Origin of the sequence: Glaciecola sp. MF2-115, assembly GCF_047250385.1 — a bacterium.
Lineage (GTDB): Bacteria > Pseudomonadota > Gammaproteobacteria > Enterobacterales > Alteromonadaceae > Glaciecola.
The window spans coordinates 118,635-140,712 of record NZ_JBLBVM010000051.1 but is presented as its reverse complement, the minus strand read 5'-3'; the positions used below and the strand labels follow the sequence as shown (position 1 = coordinate 140,712).

21 protein-coding genes are annotated in these 22,078 nt (G+C 41.6%); 4 read left to right on the top strand and 17 right to left on the bottom strand.

Annotated features, from left to right (window positions below; translation table 11 throughout):
- Position 1: 1 nt before the first annotated feature.
- From ACKLNX_RS10095 to tatA, 12 genes are all read right to left on the bottom strand, one after another.
- Positions 2-1,657 (bottom strand): ATP-binding protein, encoded by a 1,656-nt coding sequence (locus ACKLNX_RS10095; RefSeq protein ID WP_412972264.1) that lies wholly within the window; start codon positions 1,655-1,657, stop codon positions 2-4.
- Positions 1,658-1,874: 217 nt separating this feature from the next.
- Positions 1,875-3,212 (bottom strand): NAD(P)/FAD-dependent oxidoreductase, encoded by a 1,338-nt coding sequence (locus ACKLNX_RS10090; protein WP_412972263.1) that lies wholly within the window; start codon positions 3,210-3,212, stop codon positions 1,875-1,877.
- Entirely contained in the window at positions 3,212-3,835 is a 624-nt protein-coding gene (locus ACKLNX_RS10085) for a GNAT family N-acetyltransferase (protein WP_412972262.1), read from the bottom strand. Before ACKLNX_RS10085 ends, ACKLNX_RS10090 begins: the two co-directional genes overlap by 1 nt.
- A gap of 15 nt (positions 3,836-3,850) precedes the next feature.
- Positions 3,851-5,848: a hypothetical protein gene (locus ACKLNX_RS10080; protein WP_412972261.1), complete on the bottom strand. Its 1,998-nt coding sequence runs from the start codon at positions 5,846-5,848 to the stop codon at positions 3,851-3,853.
- A gap of 31 nt (positions 5,849-5,879) precedes the next feature.
- Positions 5,880-6,875, bottom strand: a complete 996-nt coding sequence (hemB, locus tag ACKLNX_RS10075; RefSeq protein ID WP_412972260.1) for a porphobilinogen synthase — start codon at positions 6,873-6,875, stop codon at positions 5,880-5,882.
- A gap of 18 nt (positions 6,876-6,893) precedes the next feature.
- Positions 6,894-8,804: a diguanylate cyclase gene (locus ACKLNX_RS10070; RefSeq protein WP_412972259.1), complete on the bottom strand. Its 1,911-nt coding sequence runs from the start codon at positions 8,802-8,804 to the stop codon at positions 6,894-6,896.
- Positions 8,804-10,684 carry a diguanylate cyclase gene (locus tag ACKLNX_RS10065; protein WP_412972258.1) on the bottom strand — a complete coding sequence of 627 codons (1,881 nt, stop codon included), beginning with the start codon at positions 10,682-10,684 and terminating at the stop codon, positions 8,804-8,806. Before ACKLNX_RS10065 ends, ACKLNX_RS10070 begins: the two co-directional genes overlap by 1 nt.
- Entirely contained in the window at positions 10,677-11,480 is an 804-nt protein-coding gene (locus tag ACKLNX_RS10060) for a TatD family hydrolase (RefSeq protein ID WP_412972257.1), read from the bottom strand. The genes ACKLNX_RS10065 and ACKLNX_RS10060 overlap by 8 nt, the downstream gene beginning before the upstream one ends.
- On the bottom strand, positions 11,480-12,139 hold the full coding sequence (locus ACKLNX_RS10055) for a hypothetical protein (protein WP_412972256.1): 660 nt from the start codon (positions 12,137-12,139) through the stop codon (positions 11,480-11,482). The genes ACKLNX_RS10060 and ACKLNX_RS10055 overlap by 1 nt, the downstream gene beginning before the upstream one ends.
- Positions 12,139-12,981: a twin-arginine translocase subunit TatC gene (gene tatC, locus ACKLNX_RS10050; protein ID WP_411692709.1), complete on the bottom strand. Its 843-nt coding sequence runs from the start codon at positions 12,979-12,981 to the stop codon at positions 12,139-12,141. The genes ACKLNX_RS10055 and tatC overlap by 1 nt, the downstream gene beginning before the upstream one ends.
- Positions 12,965-13,282 (bottom strand): Sec-independent protein translocase protein TatB, encoded by a 318-nt coding sequence (tatB, locus tag ACKLNX_RS10045; RefSeq protein ID WP_411692708.1) that lies wholly within the window; start codon positions 13,280-13,282, stop codon positions 12,965-12,967. Before tatB ends, tatC begins: the two co-directional genes overlap by 17 nt.
- A 3-nt stretch (positions 13,283-13,285) precedes the next feature.
- Positions 13,286-13,585, bottom strand: a complete 300-nt coding sequence (tatA, locus tag ACKLNX_RS10040; RefSeq protein ID WP_411692707.1) for a twin-arginine translocase TatA/TatE family subunit — start codon at positions 13,583-13,585, stop codon at positions 13,286-13,288.
- 225 nt (positions 13,586-13,810) lie between these two features.
- Between tatA and ACKLNX_RS10035 the strand changes: the two genes are divergently transcribed.
- A complete protein-coding gene (locus ACKLNX_RS10035) occupies positions 13,811-14,908 on the top strand; it encodes a hypothetical protein (protein WP_412972255.1) in 1,098 nt (365 codons plus the stop codon).
- 42 nt (positions 14,909-14,950) lie between these two features.
- On the opposite strand, the gene ACKLNX_RS10030 is transcribed toward ACKLNX_RS10035, so the two are convergent.
- From ACKLNX_RS10030 to ACKLNX_RS10020, 3 genes are all read right to left on the bottom strand, one after another.
- Positions 14,951-15,520, bottom strand: a complete 570-nt coding sequence (locus ACKLNX_RS10030) for a glutathione S-transferase family protein (protein WP_411692705.1) — start codon at positions 15,518-15,520, stop codon at positions 14,951-14,953.
- Positions 15,521-15,546: 26 nt separating this feature from the next.
- Positions 15,547-15,891, bottom strand: coding sequence for an iron-sulfur cluster insertion protein ErpA (gene erpA / locus ACKLNX_RS10025; protein ID WP_412972254.1), 345 nt, complete (start codon positions 15,889-15,891; stop codon positions 15,547-15,549).
- A gap of 81 nt (positions 15,892-15,972) precedes the next feature.
- Complete coding sequence (locus tag ACKLNX_RS10020) at positions 15,973-16,683, bottom strand: DUF6776 family protein (protein ID WP_412972253.1); 711 nt, start codon at positions 16,681-16,683, stop codon at positions 15,973-15,975.
- Positions 16,684-16,821: 138 nt separating this feature from the next.
- Between ACKLNX_RS10020 and ACKLNX_RS10015 the strand changes: the two genes are divergently transcribed.
- The gene (locus ACKLNX_RS10015; protein WP_411692702.1) at positions 16,822-18,528 is read left to right on the top strand and encodes a chloride channel protein; all 1,707 of its coding nucleotides are present in this window, start codon (positions 16,822-16,824) and stop codon (positions 18,526-18,528) included.
- A 28-nt stretch (positions 18,529-18,556) separates the two neighbouring features.
- On the top strand, positions 18,557-18,985 hold the full coding sequence (gene hemJ / locus ACKLNX_RS10010; RefSeq protein ID WP_412972252.1) for a protoporphyrinogen oxidase HemJ: 429 nt from the start codon (positions 18,557-18,559) through the stop codon (positions 18,983-18,985).
- Here hemJ and ACKLNX_RS10005 read toward each other — a convergent pair.
- The gene (locus ACKLNX_RS10005) at positions 18,982-19,614 is read right to left on the bottom strand and encodes a UPF0149 family protein (protein WP_412972251.1); all 633 of its coding nucleotides are present in this window, start codon (positions 19,612-19,614) and stop codon (positions 18,982-18,984) included. The genes hemJ and ACKLNX_RS10005 overlap by 4 nt on opposite strands.
- 106 nt (positions 19,615-19,720) lie before the next feature.
- On the opposite strand from ACKLNX_RS10005, the gene ACKLNX_RS10000 reads away from it, so the two are divergent.
- Positions 19,721-20,926: an Nramp family divalent metal transporter gene (locus ACKLNX_RS10000; protein WP_412972250.1), complete on the top strand. Its 1,206-nt coding sequence runs from the start codon at positions 19,721-19,723 to the stop codon at positions 20,924-20,926.
- Here the strand turns inward: ACKLNX_RS10000 and ACKLNX_RS09995 are convergent.
- Positions 20,918-22,069, bottom strand: coding sequence for a murein hydrolase activator EnvC family protein (locus ACKLNX_RS09995; protein WP_412972249.1), 1,152 nt, complete (start codon positions 22,067-22,069; stop codon positions 20,918-20,920). The two genes, ACKLNX_RS10000 and ACKLNX_RS09995, sit on opposite strands and share 9 nt — an antisense overlap.
- Positions 22,070-22,078: the final 9 nt, after the last annotated feature.

The following is a 22,078-nucleotide window of genomic DNA, read 5'->3' as shown; positions in this document are numbered from 1 at the left end:
ATTAAACCTGTCGATTAAGGTAACGACTTAAGACCTTTGTTAATTCATCTTGATCGATAGGTTTAGCTAGGTGCGAATTCATTCCTACGTCCAGTGCTTTTTGAACTTCATCCTTCAAAACTGCTGCGGTTAAGGCCACGACAGGTAAATCTGGCTTAGTTTTTCTTATGATAGAACAAGCCTCAAAGCCATCGACATTTGGCATATGTAAGTCCATAAGAATTAGGTCATATTCTGTATTTTTGAGCGCATCAATACATTTTTGACCGTCTTCCGCGAGCTCGACTTCAAGACCAAACGACAATAAAATTTCCTGTGCGACAACTTGATTAATGAAGTTATCTTCGACGACAAGCACTCTGCCACTATACTGGGGCTTCGATGCATCAACCGCCTTACTGTTTTCTGATGGTAGCTTAGATGACATAGCTAGAGAGAGTGTAAAAAAGAATTTGCTCCCTTCTCCCTCTGTACTTTCTACCCAAATTTCCCCGCCCATTTGTTCAATCAAATTTTTAGCAATTTGCAAACCTAATCCTGTGCCACCAAAACGGCGAGAAGTGGAATCATCCGCTTGCGTGAAAGCTGAAAAGATATTGTCCAAGCTTTCTTTCGGTATGCCAACACCAGAATCGCTAATGCAGAATTCAAGGCTTTGCTCAGACTCAGACTGCTTCGTCACATCGGCAGAAATATTCACTTTACCTTTTTCTGTAAATTTAACTGCGTTATCCAATAAATTAGTGATGACTTGGGTGATGCGAGTTGGGTCGCCAATGAGACTATTTTCCAGCTTTTCATCGATAGAGTAAGTCAACACTATACCTTTTTTTTGCACTTGTGCTTGGAAAAAAGAAGAGCTCGTAGTGACTATTTCGGGGATATTGATTGCGACTTCTTCAATGAGCAACTTTCCAGCTGTCAGCTTCGAATAATCGAGGATATCATTTAGTATGCGGTGTAAGACTTCGCCAGAATATTTAATTTTCTTTAGGTGTGAACGCTGCTGCTCAGTTAAATCTGCAGCTAAAACGACATCCAGCAAGCCTAATATTCCGTTCATGGGTGTTCGGATTTCATGTGACATATTGGCCAAGAATTTTGATTGAGCTTCGCTAGCTTTACGTTCGCCTAACAGCGCTTTTTTCAAGTCATCAGATTTATCTAAACTTTCTAGCAGGGCTTGTTCTAAATAGGTCACCAAGCTTAGTACGATTGCGGCAACAATTGCATTTGAAACAGATAAGCGCAGCCAAATGCCGGTGTCATAAGGCACGTTTGAAAAGGGCACCAATAGTGTAGAGCTCGCGATAGTAACTATCGCGATTAATCGCCACAGTCCCTTAACTAGCATTACGGGGAATAGAGTCGCTAAGGAAATTAGAGTCGCAGGGATAATGCCATTCGTTAAGATCAGGAATGGAATAATAGGGATTGAAACGAACACCCAAGTTTTTGCACAAAATTCACTAAAGCTGGGCTTCCATAAGGCAGTTGCAGATAAAACAAACCAACTAGAGGCAATTAGCCACGCAATATAAACATTGTTTGGTTTGGCAATAATAATAATCGCTGATATTAATATTGAAAAAGCTAAAAGAACCTTAAAACCACTGCGGCGCAGCTTATACTCAACTTTCGAAGAATTATTCGACATATATTTGATATTGCCTGTAGTCACACATAGCGCTTAATAAGGAGATTGAGTGTAAACGACATATTAACGGGGTTCAACATTTGCGAATACTTCCTAGCTCGGCTTTGTCAAGGCAACGGCGGATAGGTTCGTTATATTGTGATCAAGCGTATCAAGCGCCCGCTGAAACATAAAATAGATTGAGTGATAAGTTTTTATTATAAAGTATTTGGAAGGCCTACATTCCAACTTTACGTTTCAATGCCTCCCAAGCATAGAATGCTTGCAAGGCGGGTCGTCTTGCTGAAGCAAGTGGAAAGATTTTCAATGGCGATTTCCAATAAGGAAGATCCGGTAATTGCTCAGGTGCGCAGTACAACTGTGCCAGTCGTTTTCCTGCTTGAATAGAGAATGCGAGTCCTGCTCCACAGTAACCACCGCTGTATAGGGTTTGTGCAGAAGTATCATGATATATCCTCGGGTAATCATCTAAAGATACGCTAACCCATCCACTCCAAAACGAACTAATTTTGACATTAGCCAGATTAGGGAACGTAGACAGCAGGCCTTCTTTCAAAGCATTTTGGTATTTTATTTGGTTTGCATGTTTGCCTTTAATTGCGCCGCGGCCACCAAATAGAAGACGCTTATCTGGTAATATTCGGTAGTAGTATTTTAACGGTCTGGTATCCATTACCATTAAGCCTTCTGCCATTCCTACGGTAAGTAACTCTGCTTCTGATAGAGGCTCAGTTACAATGATGCTCGATAGTACAGGGAACATTCGATCCTTCAATCCACTGTGCAGATTCCGTTGCGCATATGCATTCGTAGCAACTATAAGGGTATTTGCCGTAATCGAGCCTTCGCTTGTGCTTAAGAGGTGTTTTTGATTGCTACGATTACATTCAGAAATGGCACTATTACCATAGATTTTCACTCCTGCTTCCTGCGCTTTTTTAGCAAGACCTTGGCAAAGCATCCACGGATTAACACCTACAGCATTAGGATAATATATCCCACCAAAAGAGGGTGTGCCTGATAGGTACTTATTGGATATGTCGCTTGCTGAAAGCGGGACAATTGAATCACCATATTCGTCGCCTAATTCAGCGGCCTGTCGATGCAAACCGTCTACTAAGGAGGCTTTATGAGCAAGCTTTAAGTAGCCACCTGCGCTTCGTTCGCAGTCAATACCATCACTAATCAGGCTCTCCACTGAGTCGATAGAATCAAGGTATTCTCTATAAATCGCTTGGCTAACTGACTTTCCCCAGCGCTCTCGCATTTGTTTGACACTTAACCTACCTGTGCCCGGTAAAACAAACCCACCATTTCGCCCGCTGCAGCCCCAGCCAGGTTGATTGGCTTCTATGACGGCGCATTCAACACCAAACTCTTGGGCTAAATTCAATGCGCATGACAAACCGGTATAGCCACCACCAATAATAACAACATCCGTTTTTTGTTGGCCAGTAAGGGGAGGATATTGATAAGCCTGCTTATCTGCCGCCCAAAAACTATCTGGTTTTGTTTCGTTGCTAGGCGGTACTTGATCAACGAGTGGATCGTACATTAGGCTTCATTCTCATTGAATTGTAATAACATTTCTGCGGCGGTGCACTCGCATAAACTGCCACACACAGGGCAATCGTAGTTATCTTCGATACTATGCTTTTGCCACTTGTTGGGGTGTTCTTTCACTAGTTTCCCACCACAGGCTTTGAAGTAAGAGAAAGCCGAATTGCCAGGGCTTGCTAACCAAATGTGAGCGAGCCCTGCTTCTGCACCTTGTGAGCTTGCGCTTGCAATAGATTTCTTTAAGAGCGCAGAACCTACGCCCTGACCTCGTACGTTTTCATCAACGGTGTTGCACTTAAAATAGCAAACTTGATTGGGAGGAAGCATCCATAACTCTGGTGAACACCATTCATCGGGCTGCCATTTATCAGCCGCTATGGTTAAGCGGAAACCCACTAAGTAGCCATCAGGTGTATTTCTGACTGATGTACCCAATATATCTTCTTGCTGAGCGCTAACAACAGCCACCCAACTTGCATTAATATTGTTCGAAAAGCTTCGCTCATATATGTCACGTATACTATTTTCATCTAAATAGTTATCACCATGAACGTGATTACCTAAATCAATGATGGCAGCAAAATGCTCTGGCGCTAATTGGACATAGTTTATCGTCATATATGAGCTTCTCGATTAATCAAACAATAAAATGCCGACGCGAAGCAATTTATCTCTGGAGCCATAGAAGAAAACTTCTTCCGTTCCTTTGTAGATAGTCCAAGCATTTTGTGAAAACGGTAGTTCATAATGGAACGTAGTCTGTTGCAAATTAAGATCGGCAAGACCATACATATTCTGTTTAGAACCGACTTCACCCTCAAAAATGATACCTGAAGTCGCGCTCAAAACAGGAATTTCCAAATCAAGCTTAGTTTCCAATTCAAAAATGGCACTGGAGAAAACGTAGCCATATTGAGTAAATATGCGATTATCATGGGCAAACAAAACAGGTGTATTATATTGGCCTGACGCCGCAATCGATCCAAGCTCTGCGTTATTTACACTGCCTGAGTTTAGCATTTCCCACTCATTGTCCCCGTTGAGAGCAAGACGGCCAGCAAATATCTCTCTATCGCTACCCTGTTTAATTCGCATCATTATAATAACACCAGGGCTTTCGCTTAGAATTGCATGTGCAGAAACATCACCTTCTACACTACCTCTAGTACTTAATTGATCTGTATCGAACTCTAAGAAATGAGTGGCTGGAACACTTCCATCTAGCTCATATGAAAATATCCATGAATTCACATCACCATTGACGGTTTCAAGATATGTTGATATCCCATCAATCGTTTCTCCATTCAAATATTGGCTTAAATCAACTGTATGTAAAATTGATAGATCTTCTGTTGATATTATGAAAACTTGATCGTTGCCAATGCCTGTATTCACATATACATATATGTATTCACCCGTTTTTGATAGCGCCGCGCGCACAGCATCTGCAAACACGTTTTCGATTAATGGCTGGCTGTTCACAACCGACATGTCGATTACATTCAGTTTTTGTAAAACCAAGCCCGGGCCGTTGCTAGCACCAGAGAAGAGTGAACTTAAGGTATAGGCATTTTGATTTGATTTATCATATAGAACCTTAACTACACTCTCCGGTCTTGGTCCCTCTTGGTTTTCTGGAGAGTTCGATGCATTCAGACGAATCTCTAGTACTTCATTCGCAAGAGCACTCTCTGGGGCTGCGCCTAACGCGAATCCAATCGTTCCCTCATAGTAATCAGCATCACTATAGCTAAAAGAACTCGATCCACCATCTGAGTTATTTAATATGGCGTTTACCTCTTCATTGCCCGCTGATTTAGTCACGCTCATATAATTATTTGTGTTTGCATCGCATCGAAAACCGTAGTCATTTGGAATTTGATATAGAGTACCTATCATTTGAGATGTGTTTTCACACCTAAAATCAATACCCAATAGCTCTGAATCAACATCGAAATCAAAATCTATCGTGTATTGCAGATTACTTTGGTCATAAACGTATCGAATATCTAAGGAAGTAATTGTGTCCACTTCATTGTTAATACTAATCAAAAATGGATACTGGACAGTTCTGAAAGACACAGAACTGATCACATCGGGCACATCACTCTCGATATTAATGCCTTCGGTGCCAAAACTAACGGTACCATCTTCATCCGATGCCATGAGATCAAGGTTTACCGAGTAGCCGCTCACAAATGTGTCGTTGGTATTCAATATTTGTAAGACCGCTGTGCCATCAATCTCTTGGCCATTGCTGCCTACACAGCCTTCAAAACTAAGTTGGATACTATCGCTTGGCGTCAAGTTCTCGCTGTTATCGCTATCAACATGAGTAAGCGTGTATGTGCCTTGTTGACTACAGTTATGTGTCAAACTTGCACCGATGGCTACGAATTCAGGTTCTAGCTTGGGGTTAATCAACTGTGCGATTTGATATACTGACTCAACCACGCTAACTGTATAAGACGTCAAATTTGACGCCATATCCAGATCGATTTTATCGACTGTCGGTGCTGGCGCTGGTGTAGGTTGCGGTAGTTCCGGCTCAGAGCCGCCTCCCCCGCCACCACATGATAATAATAGCGTGCTTGCAAGAATGGCATATAAAGGAGTAGTGGCTATTTCCATTTCAAAAATCCTTTGTTTAAAATATAGTTTCTTATAATTTTTGTAATAGCTTAGCAGCGTCTTTTGCGAAGTAAGTTAAAATACCGTCGGCTCCAGCTCTTTTGAAGGCTAATAAAGACTCCAGAATAACTTCGTCTTTGTTCAACCATCCATTAGCGAAAGCGGCTTGATGCATGGCATATTCACCACTCACTTGGTAAGCGAATGTGGGAACCCCAAACTCTTCCTTACAACGAAATACAATATCCAAATACGGCATGCCTGGCTTTACCATAACCATATCGGCACCTTCGTTGATATCGAGTTCGATTTCTCTTAATGCTTCATCAGAATTGGCAGGATCCATTTGATAGTTTTTCTTGTTACCACCTTTAATGTTACCTGCAGAACCGACTGCATCGCGAAAAGGACCGTAGTAACTTGAGGCATATTTGGCAGAGTAAGCCATAATACTGGTGTTTTTAAACCCTTGTAACTCAAGCGCTTCACGTATCGCCCAAATACGCCCATCCATCATATCAGAAGGGGCTACGATGTCGGCTCCCGCTTCAGCGTGCGAAAGAGCCTGCTTAACAAGTACATCGGTGGTTTCGTCATTCATCACATAGCCGTGCTCATCGATCAAGCCATCTTGACCATGCACGGTGAATGGGTCCAAGGCCACATCAGTAATAACTGAAATATCCCTAAACTTTTCTTTTAGCGCACGCACAGCACGCTGAGCTAAGCCTTCAGGGTTAAATGCTTCACTTGCACACTCTGATTTTTTATCCGCAGGTGTAACTGGGAATAAAGCAAATACATGAACGCCAAGATCAACGAGCTCTTGAACTTCATCAAGTAGCTTATCAATGCTGAAACGAAATACATCAGGCATCGACTCAACCGCTTCAACTTGATCATTTCCTTCAAGAACAAACATAGGGTAAATTAGGTCATTTACCGTAAGTGTGGACTCACTTACTAACCGTCTAATTGAGGAGGTGTAACGTAATCTGCGAGGACGACTTAGGGGAAACTGTGACATATTATTCCTTTCTTCATATTAAAACTCAGCGGACATTACTTGGTTTCGTCCGGCCTCTTTTGCTTTGTATAATAACTTGTCGGCAAATGCATGAAGCATCTCAGCTTCTTCTTCAGAAGCGATTATGCGAGTTGACACGCCAATACTAACCGTAAATTTGATCGTTTCTTCTTCACAAGTAAGTTGACTGCTTTCCGTTGCTGAACGAAGGGTTTCCATTAAGGCTTCAGCTCCAGCCAAATCCGTATTAGGGAGGATAGCAACGAACTCTTCACCGCCATAACGACAAATGATATCGGATGGGCGTTTTATACATTGCTTCAAAATTTCTGCAAAATGTTTTAAAGCCTCATCGCCACACTGATGACCGTAATTATCATTCACCGATTTAAAGTGGTCAATATCAATCATCGCGATGGCTAAAGGAGTTTGCTCTCGGCGGCTTCGTCGAGCTTCTGCAATTACTCGCTTGTCGTACAAACGTCTATTAGCAACGCCAGTTAGCGCATCGATGGAAGACTTGCGCTCTAGCTCGTGATTAGCTTCATTTAATTCTCTCATCGCAATTTCTAGCTCGTAGTTTCTCTCATCAACTGCATATTCGAGCTTTTCTTTCGCTTCCAGTTGCAAGCGCAGTAACTCTTCGTTCGCTTGCATCGCCTTTTGCTTATTTTCTCTAGCATTATAGTGTGCACGTTTAGCATCTAATCGTTGCTGATTAAAATGCATAGCCAAACCTAAAGCCATAAAAAGAGTCTCAATAACTGCCCCAACCATAATTAAGTAGCTTGGGTCGATGTTCAAGCTGAGCAAACCGAGCACATCAGCTAAAATGAACAAGCCACTAAACAATATTGAACACCACGCAGCCGCGAGAAACCTTGCAACGAAACTCCCCCTGTAAGCGATATAAAGTGTTGAGGAAAACACTAAAAATATCGTGATTAAAATTAGCAATGCCAATATTGAAGATATCAAGCTAAATGGGAGAACAAAGATAAACACGATGTAAATAAGAATACTTATTCGAATCGCCTTAAACAGGATATGCAGTCGCTTAAAGTTGAGTCTAATTTCGAGCAAATTTGCTGTAAATGTGCTTGAAAAGAAGACAATTGATGAAGCAAAAAAGATTAATGAATACTGCTGAATAAAGATACTACCAGGCCATATAAAACGGTAGCCTAAACCTTGACTACTAGCTAAAGCCAGAGACAAACAAGCAATAAAGCCAGCAAATTGCAGTGTAATAATATTCCTAGATGTAACAAAGAGGAACAAGGATATGAGCGCCATCGCAGCCATAAAACCATAAAAGATCCCCATAAAGACTCTATGTGAGGCGATATACTGAATGTACTCCTCTTCCTCCCATAACTTTATCGGTACTTTAATCTCACCCTCGCTTTTAATACGCAAATACAGTGATGTGATATTACGACTTTCTGGCACAGGGAATATAAACTGATCGTGACGTATTTCGCGCTGAGAATATTTAAAGTTATCGCCGCTTTGAATGTGCTTTAGGATTTCACGCTCGTTGTTCTCTTCACTGACAAACCATACATCAACGAAATCAAGACTAGCAAAGGACACCTCGAGCAACCTGGCATCACTGCCTGAATTGACTGGAATCGGAGCCTTAAACCAATGAGCTCTGGGAGACAAAGCAAAATTACTATGTACTACAGGCGTCCACTCAGCACTAGGTAAGCGCATGACTTTTTCAATATCGTCATTTTCTGCTGATGCTTTATATAAACTAGCGGTGTCATTTATGAGAGGTGCTTCACCTTGACCTGCTGAACTTACTACTAAAATAAACAGGACAATACCGAGCAGAATAATGAGCAGCGTATGCCAAAAGCCGCTACTAGCCGAAGCATCCTCATCAATTGATTCAATGTCTTGGATATTGTCGTCAGTCATCAGAAACTTCCCGACTTAACTTGGTTGCGCCCAGATTTTTTGGCTTGATATAAGAGCTTATCAGCATAAGACAGCATCTTCTCAGCCTCTTCATCACTCCCAACCACACGGGATGTCACCCCGGCACTCACGGTAAACTGTATTTTGTGCCCGTGCGTTTCAACAACTAGTTTCTCAATTTCGAGCCTGAATCTCTCTAACAAATTCGTGGCTCCCTCAATAGTTGTATTTGGCAATAAAAGCACGAACTCCTCTCCACCATAACGTGACAATAAGTCGCCTGGACGCTGGATAATTTCTTTTAGTGTTTTGGAGAACTCTATGAGGCAATCGTCTCCGCATTGATGTCCATATTCATCATTCACCTTTTTAAAATGATCGATATCGAGTAATGCAATCGCTAGTGGCTGTTTTTCCCGTCTGCTTCTCGCTGCTTCGGTCACAATATTAGTTTCGAAAAAACGTCTATTTGTTAAACCCGTCAAAGTATCCGTTTCACTCATACTTTGTAGTTCTTCGTTTACTTTAGATAAGCCTGCGAGCGCTTCCTCAAATTCCTGCGTTCTAACTGACACTTGTTCTTCTAAATCAACTTGCGCCTGCTTTTGCACTGCTAACAATTCTTTCTGTGCTTGTATTGCCTTTTGTTCGTTTTGTGCTGACTCTATATGAGATTGCTTTGCTTCATTTCGCTGAACGCTATAGCTAGTAGCGACCGCCAAGGCAAGCAATAAGGTTTCGGTCATTGCACCCACCATCAGCAAATAACTTGAATCTATCGGAAAACTTATCCAATGGAAGTTGTCAGCCGAAGCGCTTAGGCCGGAAATCAACAAGACAATCCAAGCCGCACAAAAGAACTTAGCAATGGCGCTTCCTTTGAGCGCTAGGCTTACACTCACCACAAATATTGCTGGAATCGATAACAGCAGCAGCACGAGCAAAAGCTTAATCATGATGACATAGGGCACAATAAATGAGGCAATACAAGCGACAATAAAAACAATCGAAAAAATGTTAAATGTGATTTGATACTTGGGATTGTGCTTTTTTAACTCTAGGATATGAGAAGAAAAGACAAGAATAAAACTCATTGTCATGAACGCAAAAATAGCGGGCGTCCTTTCTTGTAGCCAAGCACTTTCTGGCCATATAAAGCGATAGCCAAGGCCATGAATAGACGCAATTAATAATGCAAACGAAATGACATATCCAGCATAAGTAATAAAAGTAAGGTTTCGAGCCGAAATATACAAAAAGATATTAATGATAGCCATCGCCAACATATAACCAAAAAACAACCCCATAAACATGCGATGTGATGCGGTATGAACAATGTAGTCTTTCTTAAACCAGAGCTTTAAGGGCGCTTTAACTGGCCCATTTGATTGCACTCGAAGTAATAATTGAACACCCATTAACTCATTTGGTAGGGGAATTAAAAATTTGTCATGAATAATCGGCCTTTGGGAGAAAGCCAAACTATCCCCAAGTTCATATTGCTCTAGTATTTGGTAATTGTTGTCCTCGCCTTTCTTTCGCAGCCACAGCTGAATACTATCCAGCATCGCATAATCAATTTCTAGTATTTGATTTTTTTCGACAGTAGAAAAATCGACTTTCAGCCACTGAGGGAATGGTGTTAAACCAAAGTTTTGAGAATCATTCTCAGCCCACGCGTCTTGATCTACTTGATCAATGCTCGCGATGCTAAGCTTTTTAGTTGTATCTTCGTGATGGTAAATCTTTTGCTTTAGCGAGTGCTTTTCAATGTTCTGCCCTAATGACGTTACCATAAACAGCATGACTAAAGTAAAGCCCGCAACTAAGACAGCAAGCCAAAGTGAATTGTTTGCAGGTTTAGATTCAGGATTAGTCATAAGTCACTAATTGCCCGAATACTCTCTGCGCATTTTCAACTGACGCATTTGCAAGTTTCTTAATCTCTAAACCCTTTAATGAAGCGACTTTTTCTGCAACGTGAGGTAAAAAGCAAGGTTCATTATTCTTTGCTCTTGGTTTCACATTTTTAGGGAACAGATAAGGAGCGTCCGTTTCAAGTAGCAATCTTTCAAGGGGGAGGCTCTTCACAGCCTCTTGCAAGTCACTTCCGCGCTTGTCATCACAAACCCAGCCGGTAATGCCAATATAGCAACCAAGCTCGAGGTATGCTTCCATTTGCGCTTTGGAGCCGGTAAAACAATGCACGATAGCATTAGGAATAGAAGGTAAGTATTTCTTTAACAAGCGAATTTGATCTTCAAAGGCATCGCGCTCGTGAAGGTAAACCGGCTTCTTTAAATCAGCCGCGCAATTTAGTTGTGCCTCAAAGGCTTTAAGTTGGTTTTCTTTAGTTGAAAAGTTTCGATTGAAATCTAAACCACACTCTCCGAAGGCAACCATATTGGCATCGGATGAGAGTTGGTGTAACTGTGGAATAAAATCATCTGAAAAGCCATCCGCATTATGAGGGTGAACCCCAGCGGTAAAAACAAGTTGTTGATAACCGGCGCTCTCGTTGTGCTTACTAACAAGGTTTTGCGCCGCAAGCGATTCTTCAAGAGTAGAACTAATCACACACATTTGCTTAACCGATTGCTGCGAAGCTCGGTTAATGACATCGAGCGCCGTAAATCGTCTATCCAACAAATTAACGCCGACGTCAAACCATTGCATTACTTAACTCTCTTCACTCGTACGCTGCCGGTGCCTTCAACTTTTGATAAGTAGAATGCACTAAATGCACCATCTTTGATTTCTACTTCGTCACCTTCGCTTACACGAAGTTGCTTTGACGTTTTGTTTTCCCAGACTTGACCATTAGTAAAATAGAACCGCTGTTGTTTTCTCAGCGTTAAGCTTACTTTTTCAATCGTGAAAGTAACAACTTCTAACTCTATGTCCGTGTCTTTTTCTGTTTTCAGATGTTCTGCACCAAATTTTTGAACCGCTTCTTTCGGAGCGACTTTTGTTTCAACTGGTTCTGACCTTGCTTCAGCACTTGTAGACTCTACAATTTGAGTAGCAACTGGTGGTAAAGGCTGTGGCGATAAAGGCTGTGGCGGTGAAGGCTGTGGCGATAAAGGCTGTGGCGATAAAGGCGGAGCCTGCGGTGGCGTAGGATTCTTTTCGAAAGGCATTGGCCTTTTTTGTGGATCTTTTGCTCCAAGCTTGAAAATAGCATCGAAACAACTCAAACGCGCTTTGTCATTAGCAATATCTGCACATTTCTTTGCTTGGTTTACAATATTCTGATTAGCTAGTTCTGGGTGCAACGAAGTAGCGCCTTGCAATGCAAAGACTAAGGATACTGCATTAAAAACGGCTGTGATCATTATGGCTTCGCCTCGTTTTGTGATTTACTTGTATCTTGTTCATTTTTCTTATGAATCGAGTTCTCTTCATCCCGCTTTTCATCTCGCTCGTCATCTGAGTCTCTGTTATCGCTATCTTCTTCTCGTCTTGCATTTTTGGTATACCAACTACCTACAACAACACCGACCTCAAATAAGAACCACATCGGGATAGCTAGCAAGACTTGTGAAATAACATCAGGGGGCGTTAATAACATACCCACAACAAATGCTGCGACAATGACATGAGAGCGTTTTTTGCGAAGTTTCTCAGGCGTAGTAATGCCTGTCCAACACATCAAAATAATGGCAACCGGAATTTCAAACGCGACACCAAAAGCAAAGAATATTTTTAAGACAAAACTGAGATATTCTGAAATATCCGGCGCTACAAGCACATCGTCGGGAGCAACCGCATTGAAAAAGCTAAATGCAAGCGGGAACACAACGAAATAGGCAAAGGCCATTCCGCTATAAAATAATAAGGTACTTGAGAGCAGTAGTGGTGCTACTAATTTCTTTTCGTTGCGATAAAGCCCTGGCGCTATAAAACCCCAAATTTGATAAAGCACATAGGGAATGGCGATGAAGAAGGACAATACCATTGTGAGCTTGAAAGGGGCGAAAAATGGTGAGGCTACGCCCGTTGCAATCATTGACGCACCTTCAGGCATGGTGGCAATAAGGGGTGCAGCCAATAAGGTGTAAAGGTCTTGAGCCCAATAGGCTAAGGCCATAAAAATAATAAGAACAGAAACCAGTGCTTTGAGTACGCGGCTGCGTAATTCGATTAGGTGACCTATAAAACTACTTTGCGTCGTCATCTTTCTTTTTCTTATATGGTTCTTGAACAGACATTGCTGCTTGTTTTAATTCTTCAACACTCTGCGCAACTTCTGGGCTGACATTATCTAAGCCCATTTTCTCTGCTTTTTTCAGATCTTCGTGTAGCTCATGCACGCGCAGTTGTTCTTCAATCTCAGTTTTGAAACCTGAAGCCATGTTTTTCACACTTCGTACAGTTTTTACTGTTGAACGTATAGCACCCGGCAGGCGCTCAGGCCCTAAAATAATGAGTGCGACGATGCCTACAATGAAGAGTTCCCAAAAACTAATATCGAACATGGTCTACTCTTTGGTAGTTGTCTTTGTTTCGGCTGATTCTACTGTACTTTTTGCCGTGCTTTTTACTTTACTGTCACTTGCACTTGTTTTCTCGCTTGCAGTTTGATCTTCAACTGATTCGAAATCGGCGTCAGTTTTATCAGCTTCTTTTTTATCTGCATTAGTTTCATCTTCACTCAAAGCTTTCTTAAAACCTTTAAGAGCTGAACCTAGGTCGCCACCAACATTGCGTAACTTCTTTGTACCAAATAGTAAAATAACTATTAACAGTACAATCACAACATTCCAAATATTAAAACCCATTTGCAAATCTCCATTGTTAAAATTTCATTTTTTTTGCTACCGTCTATACCCTATAAATGCTTAATTAATAGCACTTAAATTAACGATGCAAATCAGGCGCATTAAATGCATTATACGTTGCTTTTAACAAATATCACTGGCTTTCATTAACTTGTTTTTATACTTATGTTTCCGAGGCAATCGATTGGACTTATTTCCTAGCAGATATTGGCGTGGTGACTTAGTGTGAAACGCCGCTCATCACCAACAAAAACCGGTACTCAGTACGCTACCGCTACCTGTTGGTGTGGGTTTCTTTTATGCCTAATATTCTCTACGGATGTATACGCAATTTCAGCAAATAACGATGAATCAGTTCCTATAAAAACCTTTTCACAACAATTAGAACAATCTGAAACGCCCCTCAGCAATTCCAAACAGGCTGAATCAAAAGAAAAAGCCGAGAAGAAAAAACAAGTAGAATTCGATTACTGCAGCGCGCAACCGTGGTTAGATGATTGGTATTGCCACTTAAATTACGGTGTCGAAGCATCGGTTGTTGAGGTTAATCGTTGGTTTGTTGCCGACTCCGCAATTAAACCCAAGCCAGCACAAGCGTCCGGTAAGTTAAGGTTTGGGTGGGAACCTCGCAGTGGGCATTTAAGTCAATTTGATTTTCGTTTCAAAATACGTGTCAAACTGCCTGCACTCGAAGACAAAGTGGAGTTATTGTTGTCCGATGATGAAGAAGATGTGAACCAACAAGCGGTTAAAGCCGCACGCAGCCAGCAATTAGGTAGCAATGATCAAGCCACAGTTGCCTTGCAGTTCAAAGACAAGCCCGATTCGAAGCTCGCTTATCGCATTGGATTAGGTCGTGGTTCGCAAGTATACACTCGAGCTCGTTATAGCAATGGCTTTAGAATAAATGAAAAAAACAACCTTAAGTACTTTGCTGAAGTCAATTACTACACCGATGATCAACTTGGTGTTGAATCTCGCATTTCATTCAGTCATACAATATCATCAAATCGAGCCATCGAGTTTGAAAACACGTTTCGCTATCGTGATAAAACGGAAGATTTGTTCTGGCGTCATAAGTTTCAGTACTTATATCTGAAAGATAGCAAAAGCAGTTATTTGTTTACTGCGATGGTGGACGGTTTGAACAAGCCTTCTTACAAAGAAGAGCAAGTACTTCTGAGCATGAGATACAAAAGAAATGTGTTACGTTCGTGGCTATTTGTGGAGGTAGAACCTTTTGTACTTTGGTTACGTGAAGAGAATTTCAGGACTTCTGTTGGTATCGCAATTAGAGCTGAGGTGCATTTCCCTAGTTATTAAACCTATAGAAAACCAGCACTTCCGAGCCGGTTTATCTATTTTTTAGCGCGGATCTGTTTGTTTCGCTTCAGCTTTTTCAAGAGTGGATTGATGAAAAGTGACCAGCGACGATAGTGTAGAAAAATCGTAGCGCTCACGAAATGCGACCCAATCAAGCAAACAAAACAAGCTAATGCTTGCATAGTTCCATTCAGTAAATGCACCTTTCTCAGCAGCTTTATTGAGTTCGGTAAAAATCACATCAGCACGCTCTCTTTGCAAGCGGAAGTAAAGCTTATCTGCACTGGTATCTATATCGGAGCGTGATAATAAGAAGATTTGAACTAATGAATCGTTCACTGAATCAATCAGTGTAAGTAAATTGATTTGCTCCCAACTTAGCTCGGGCTTATTAAGTTTTTTATTGAGATAGCGGTAGATAGCACCAGAATCAAAAATGGTTCGCTCACCATCTTCGAGCATTGGTACTTTTAAAGTTGGGTTGGTTTTGACTAATCGTGATCTGTCTGCGCTGTTGAATATATCAACTTGCTCAAAGCCATGTTCGATATCGGTCATCCACATCCGCAGACGACGTACATAAGGTGATGTAGTAGAACCGATTAGTTTCATAGTTTTCTCATTTAGCGTTAAGTGAATTAAATACTAAAACTAGCACCGCAGCCACAAGTAGTAGATGCATTAGGGTTATTTACAAAGAAGCGTGAGCCTTCCAAGCCTTCAGTGTAGTCAACTGTGCCGCCGACAAGATACTGCAAACTCATTGGATCTATTACCAAGGTGACGCTCTCTTTTTCAATCGTCATATCGCCTTCGTTTACTTTTTCGTCGAAAGTAAAGCCATACTGAAATCCAGAACAACCGCCACCAGTTACGTAAACTCGCAGTTTTAATTCAGGATTTTCTTCCTCAACAATTAAGGTTTTCACTTTTTTTGCCGCAGCTTCAGAAAACTCAATTGGCAATGCCATTTCTTCAGACATAATATTCCTCTAATAAAAGCGTTTGTGGCTCAAAAATAATGGGGGCGAATTATCTAATACCTGAGTAGTTTAATCAAGTATTCAATCTGCTTCACTGAAAGCGTCAGCCCATTGGACAGTGCGAGCATACGAGCCTCGTTTTCTTTTAAATTTGTAGACGTCTGTTTTAATTTCAATTTGTTCTGGAATAAAGTCTTCTGGCAAGGTCACTCGCAATTCAAGTACTTGGAAATATTTAAATGAAAAAGCCATTTTATCTTGCTGATTATCCAATAACTCTTTGACATCGTACTCAATTGGCACGGTATTTTGACTGCCTTGCAATTTAACCTTCAAGGTTCCTTTAATAATCGATTTAATATTTTCTCGCTGTAACATCATGATCGAAATTGCATAGTTATTTTTGCTTGCTGTTGAAATAACTTCAACACTTTCAACGACAAAGCCATCTTGTGTTAACTCGGGCGCCATCACCTTCTGATAAAAGCTTATTTGCTCTCTTAACTCAGCTTCTCGGCGCATATATTCTTTGTAGGTTAGCTGTGCTTGCTCATTCGCAATGCTTGCCACTTCTAACTCTACTTTCTTTACGTTCAACTCGGAGTTTAAGACCTGATTCTCTCGCGTTAAGTTGTCAATACTGCTTTGCATTACGTCAATTTTAGCCAACAAAAGATGGTTTTTTTTATCCGCATATTCGTGACCCGCATAAAATAGGCAAGCAAGTACAAAAATCATGGCTAGATAATATCTAAGGAAACCAAGTTGCCCGCGCAGCTCTTTTAAATTCAATGAATTCTCCATTGTTCAGATCATAGTTACTGATAAATAAGCGATATTTGAGCTAGTTACGACCAAACACCAATGGTAAGGGGGGGCTCAAAACGCTATGATAGACCTAATCCTAATTAGTATAAACCTAAACTCGACATGTTTTTGCACTCACTGAGACGGGAAGTCTCTCACCCACGTACTTCAGTTCAATTATGCTTGTTAGGCATCGTTGCAGGCGTGTGTGCCGCCAGTGTTATTATTGTGTTCAGATTAGCATTTGAATCTATTCAAAAATTGTTATTAGGTGGTGTAGCCCAGTACGGCGCAATTGACAGTATTTATATACTTCTGCTGCCTATATCGGCGATCATATGCGTTATTCTAGTTGCCAAGATGACCGGTTTTAAACATTACCGAATGGGCATACCCTTTGTAATTCATCGTATCAAGACGCGTTATGGTCACATCCCACTTCGAACTTCCATTAATCAGTTTTTTGGCGGAGTGTTTTCGTTGGCTGGTGGCTTTGTGGTCGGCAAAGAAGGTCCGACGGTGCATCTAGCAGCAGCGGGCAGTCACTTTCTTGGCCAATGGTTTAGGCTGCCTTTTAATAGTTTAAGAATTCTAACAGGCTGTGGCATCGCTGCTGGGGTCTCAGCAGCATTCAATACGCCATTTGCCGCAGTTATCTTCGTGATGGAAGTCGTTTTACGTCAATATCGAGTGCATGTATTTATTCCAGTGATGCTAGCGGCAGCTTGTGGCTCAGTCCTAACCCGCATTGTCTTTGGTGATGAGAATGAACTTACTTTCTTAAACTTTCATTCACTTGAAAATGAACTGCTACCCTATCTCGTTTTATGCGGCATTGCGCTTGGTTTATTAGCAGCACTGTTCAATAAACAATTGATGCTTGTACTGAAGATGTTTCGTCACGTTAATATGATTTTCCGTTTGTTACTCGCCGGTTTAATTACTGGGGTAGTTGGTTACTTCATGCCACAAGCCTTAGGTGCTGAATTTGTGGCTATGGAAACGCTATTGGGCAGCGATCCACAGTTGAGTTTCTTGCTATTGATATTCACCTTAAAATTTATACTCGCGGTTGTTGCGATTGGCTTGGGAGTGCCGGGTGGTATTATAGGTGCAGTAATGGTCATTGGGATGCTGGCAGGCGTGATTTTGTTGCAGCCTCTTTATAGCATTAGTGGTGAAAGTGAAATGACCTCGACTTTTGCCCTGTTGGGTTTAGCGGGTATGTTAGCCGCTGTTTTGCACGCTCCTATGGCTGCATTGTCGGCAGTGATGGAGCTATCCGCAAGCTCACAAGTAATATTGCCGGCGATTATTGTCATTGTCTGCGCATATGTCACTAGTAAACAATTATGTAAAAACCGTTCGATTTTTATTCAGCAATTAGAATTTCAAAACCTGCCTTACACGACATCTTCTATTCGAGATGTACTGCAAGAAACCGGTGTCATGGCGATAATGCAAAGTCAGTTTAAACATTTTATTGATGCCCCAAAAGAAGCGCTTCATAAATATTTGCAAGCAAATCCTGGAGACGTTGTGGTGCAAGAACAAGTATTTGAACTTGACCGACAATATCAAATTGTATCAATGGACATTAGTTTACAAGATGGCGGTCTGCCTATTACTATCCATCAAATGGAAGGTTTAAGCGACCAGTCTACTATGGCTGAAGTATATGAAACATTGCATAAACAAAGGCAAGGTGCAGTATACATTTATGAAGAACTGTATATGAACGATCATATCTTTGAACATGGTAAGCCCAAGATAGTCGGCATTATTACGTGGAATATGTTGCACAGCTACTTATTTAGACAGCAACATTAAGAACAATAAAATCAATAAAGGTACCTAAATGAATATACTGTGGCTAAAAGCCTTCCATGTATTTTTTATGATCGCGTGGATGGCTGGGATTTTCTACTTACCGCGACTATTTGTATATCACGCTGAAACTAAGCATCAGGAAACCAAAGATCAATTCAAGATCATGGAAAGACGATTGTGGTTTTTTGTTACGCCTTTCGCCGTTCTTACTCTTATTCTGGGTGTTTTGATCATGTACGAATATGGGCTAGGTTGGTTGAAAGCTTCAGCTTGGCTGCATGCGAAACTTACCATTGTCGCGCTTTTTTATGTTTATCATTTCTATCTTTATCACCTGCTGAAGAAATTTGCTGCCGATGAAAACACTAAAAGCCCACGCTTTTATAGAATGATCAATGAGCTTCCAGTGCTGGCTTTACTCGCCATTGTCATACTCGCGATAATAAAACCGTTTTAAGGTTTTTGTACAAAAGTCTCAAACTGATTAGGTAAATAACTCGCGAGTTCGCCTGATATAGACACGTAGGTTTCGAGTGTATCATGCAAAGATTGTGCAATTAGCGGTAGTTTTTCCGTGAAGTCCTCTTGCCCTCTTTCTCTTGCTTGTTCGATTGCTAAGTTTACATCGGCAAAGGTGCTAAACATGCCCAAGCTATGCTTTAGTTTTTTGGCCAAGATTGGGGCTTGCTCAGGGTTAGCCGCTTGCATTAACTTCCAGGCATTTTGCCAAACCTTTTCCATACTGGAATGTGCTGTAAGGAGCCCTTGCATCCATTGTGAAAGTGCTGAATCAGGACCCCAACTTTCACGATCGTCCTCTAAAACACAGTAATCAGGCAACACTTGTTTGTTTTCTTTCATTAGTTGTAAGCAATATTTAAAATAATCAAAAAGGGCATCAGTAATGGCATCTGCTTGTTTCTTGTTTTTCATTTGCCCTTGATGCTGAATGGCCCAAGGTAGCCAAACATCTGGCATCGGTATTTCTGGTGAAACACCGGCACCAAACATGGCACCTTCTACATAGTAGCGTGAATGCAATATAGCTGCATTTTCTGGCTTTTGATAAATTTGCAGTAAATTCATGAGTAATTAAAAGACTTAAATTTGCGAATTCGAACGATGCAGTAGATGATAGTGGGTATTCCAAGCGAATAACAACTATAAAAATAGGTTTTGGGGAAAATAGCTTATGAAATCAGGAGCAACGGGACTCATCATAGCGGCTGCCTTTATCGGGCCAGGCACAGTAACAACCGCATCGATGGCGGGTGCGAGTTTAGGCTATGGCTTAGTGTGGGCTTTATGTTTTTCGATCTTTGCTACCTATATATTGCAAGAGATGGCATCTCGACTTGGTCTAGTCACAGGGCAAGGATTGTCCGAAGCTATTGTTAATATTAGTCCGAATAAACTATTTAGATGGTTGAGCATTATTTTAGTCTGTGCCGCTATAGGTGTAGGTAACGCAGCTTATGAGGGCGGAAATTTAACCGGTGCTGCACTGGGTTTATCCAATGTATTGCCTGGGTCTATTAGCGTATGGGCACTAATCTTAGGCGGTATAGCGTTTGCCTTATTAATTAGCAATAGATACCACTTAGTAGAAAAAGTACTTATCGGACTTGTAGCCTTGATGAGCATCGTTTTCATTTCAATTATGTTCATAGCCGGTATTAACACCTCAGCGCTAATGGATGGGCTGACACAAATTGGCTTATCTAATACTTCCTTACTACTGGCCATCATTGGCACCACTATCGTGCCATACAACTTATTCCTGCACGCTGGCTTAAGTGCCAAACAATCGCTAGATATGAAGCTTTCGGAGTCAGATATTGCTTCACAATTGCCGGCACACAAGAAACAATTGTTTTCATCTATTGGCCTAGGTGGTCTAGTGACTTTCGCGGTGATGTCGTGCGCCGCTAACGCATTTTACCTAAGTGATAATGTTCTTTCTCCGGGCAATATTGCATCGCAACTCGAACCCATCTTAGGTGATTACGCGAATTTATTCTTTGCCCTAGGCCTTTTCTCTGCTGGACTAACAAGCGCGATTACCGCGCCCTTGGCGGCGGGTTATGCGATTTGTGGATTATTTGGTTGGCAAGCAAATTTAGCGGCAAGAGGCTTCAAGTCTGTTTGCATCATCATTTTAGTGTTCGGCGTATTAGTGGCGACATCAGGCTTTAAGCCTTTGGCTATCATCGTTCTAGCACAAGCTTCGAATGCATTATTATTGCCAATCTCAGTCTTGTTTTTACTCTACGTGATGAATCAGAAAGCCATCATGAAATCACAAACTAATACTTACCTAAGTAACAGCTTAGCGGGCCTCATTCTGTTAGTGATTATGGTACTGGGTGGGAATAAACTAATCGGCTTGTTATTTTAACCAGCTTTTAGGGTTAAGCGCTTTACCTTTGTGGCGGATCTCAAAGTATAGTCCAGGGCTAACTTGACCGCCGCTGCTCCCTACTAAGCCAATGGTTTCGCCCTGCAAAACGGGATCACCCGCTTGTTTAAGTAAAGCCTGATTACGACCATATACGCTCATGTATCCTTCCCCGTGGTCAACAATAGTAACCAAACCAAAGCCTTTCAACCAATCTGCATAGAGCACTTTTCCGTCTTGCACTGCGCGCACTGGAGAGCCTTCACTGCTATTGATGACAATGCCTTTCCAACGCACTTGACCTTGCCTTCTTTTGCCAAATAACTGTTGGATCTTGCCAGTTGCCGGGCGAGTCAACTTGCCTTTCGATTGCGCTAAGCCCTGCAAAACAGGGTCTTCATCTTTTCTTCTATTCCTAGCGTCAATTTCAGCCTTTTCAATCGCAGTCATGAGCGAGCGCTCTTCTTGCTGAAGTTGCGCAACTCTTGCGGTATCAGACTCAATTTGCTTATCTAATTGTTTCAACTTCTTGTGCCGTGAAGATTGTTGCTCGCGGAGCTGACTACTTTGTTGTTTCTGGGTGACTAGGAAGCCTTCTAAACGTTGTGATTTCTCGACCAATTTAACATTTAGTTGTTCAAGTTCGACCACAAGCGCTCGAAATTTGCCAATTTCTTGCTGACGGGCTTTGTTCAGATATTGGTAATAGGTAAGCGTTCGCTCGAAACGACCTGCATCGTCTTGATTGAAAAACATTTTGGCAAAGTCGTAGTTACCCGCCATGAAAGCGGACTTAAGCTGTCCAGCCAGATATTTTTGTTGCTCTGCGATAACCTGCGTCACACGCTTCTTTTCTGTTTCAAGTTCCGCTTTTTCGCTGCGAACTATCTTCAATGATTGATCAGTTTGATTTAATTGCGTGGCCGTTTTTGCAATTTCTAGCTCGGCTAACTTCAATTCTTGTTGTAAGCGCTCAGATGATTTTAGCTTCTTTTCCAACTGCGCTTGAGTTTGCTTTATCTTCTCTTGGATGGTCGCAAGATCACTATTTTGCGCCAGTATTTGCTGACTGAGCGAAAAAAGCCCGAATGCTAATGAGCATGCGCAAAGGCGATACTTTAGGGATTTTCCGCTCAATGTCATTATGCTACC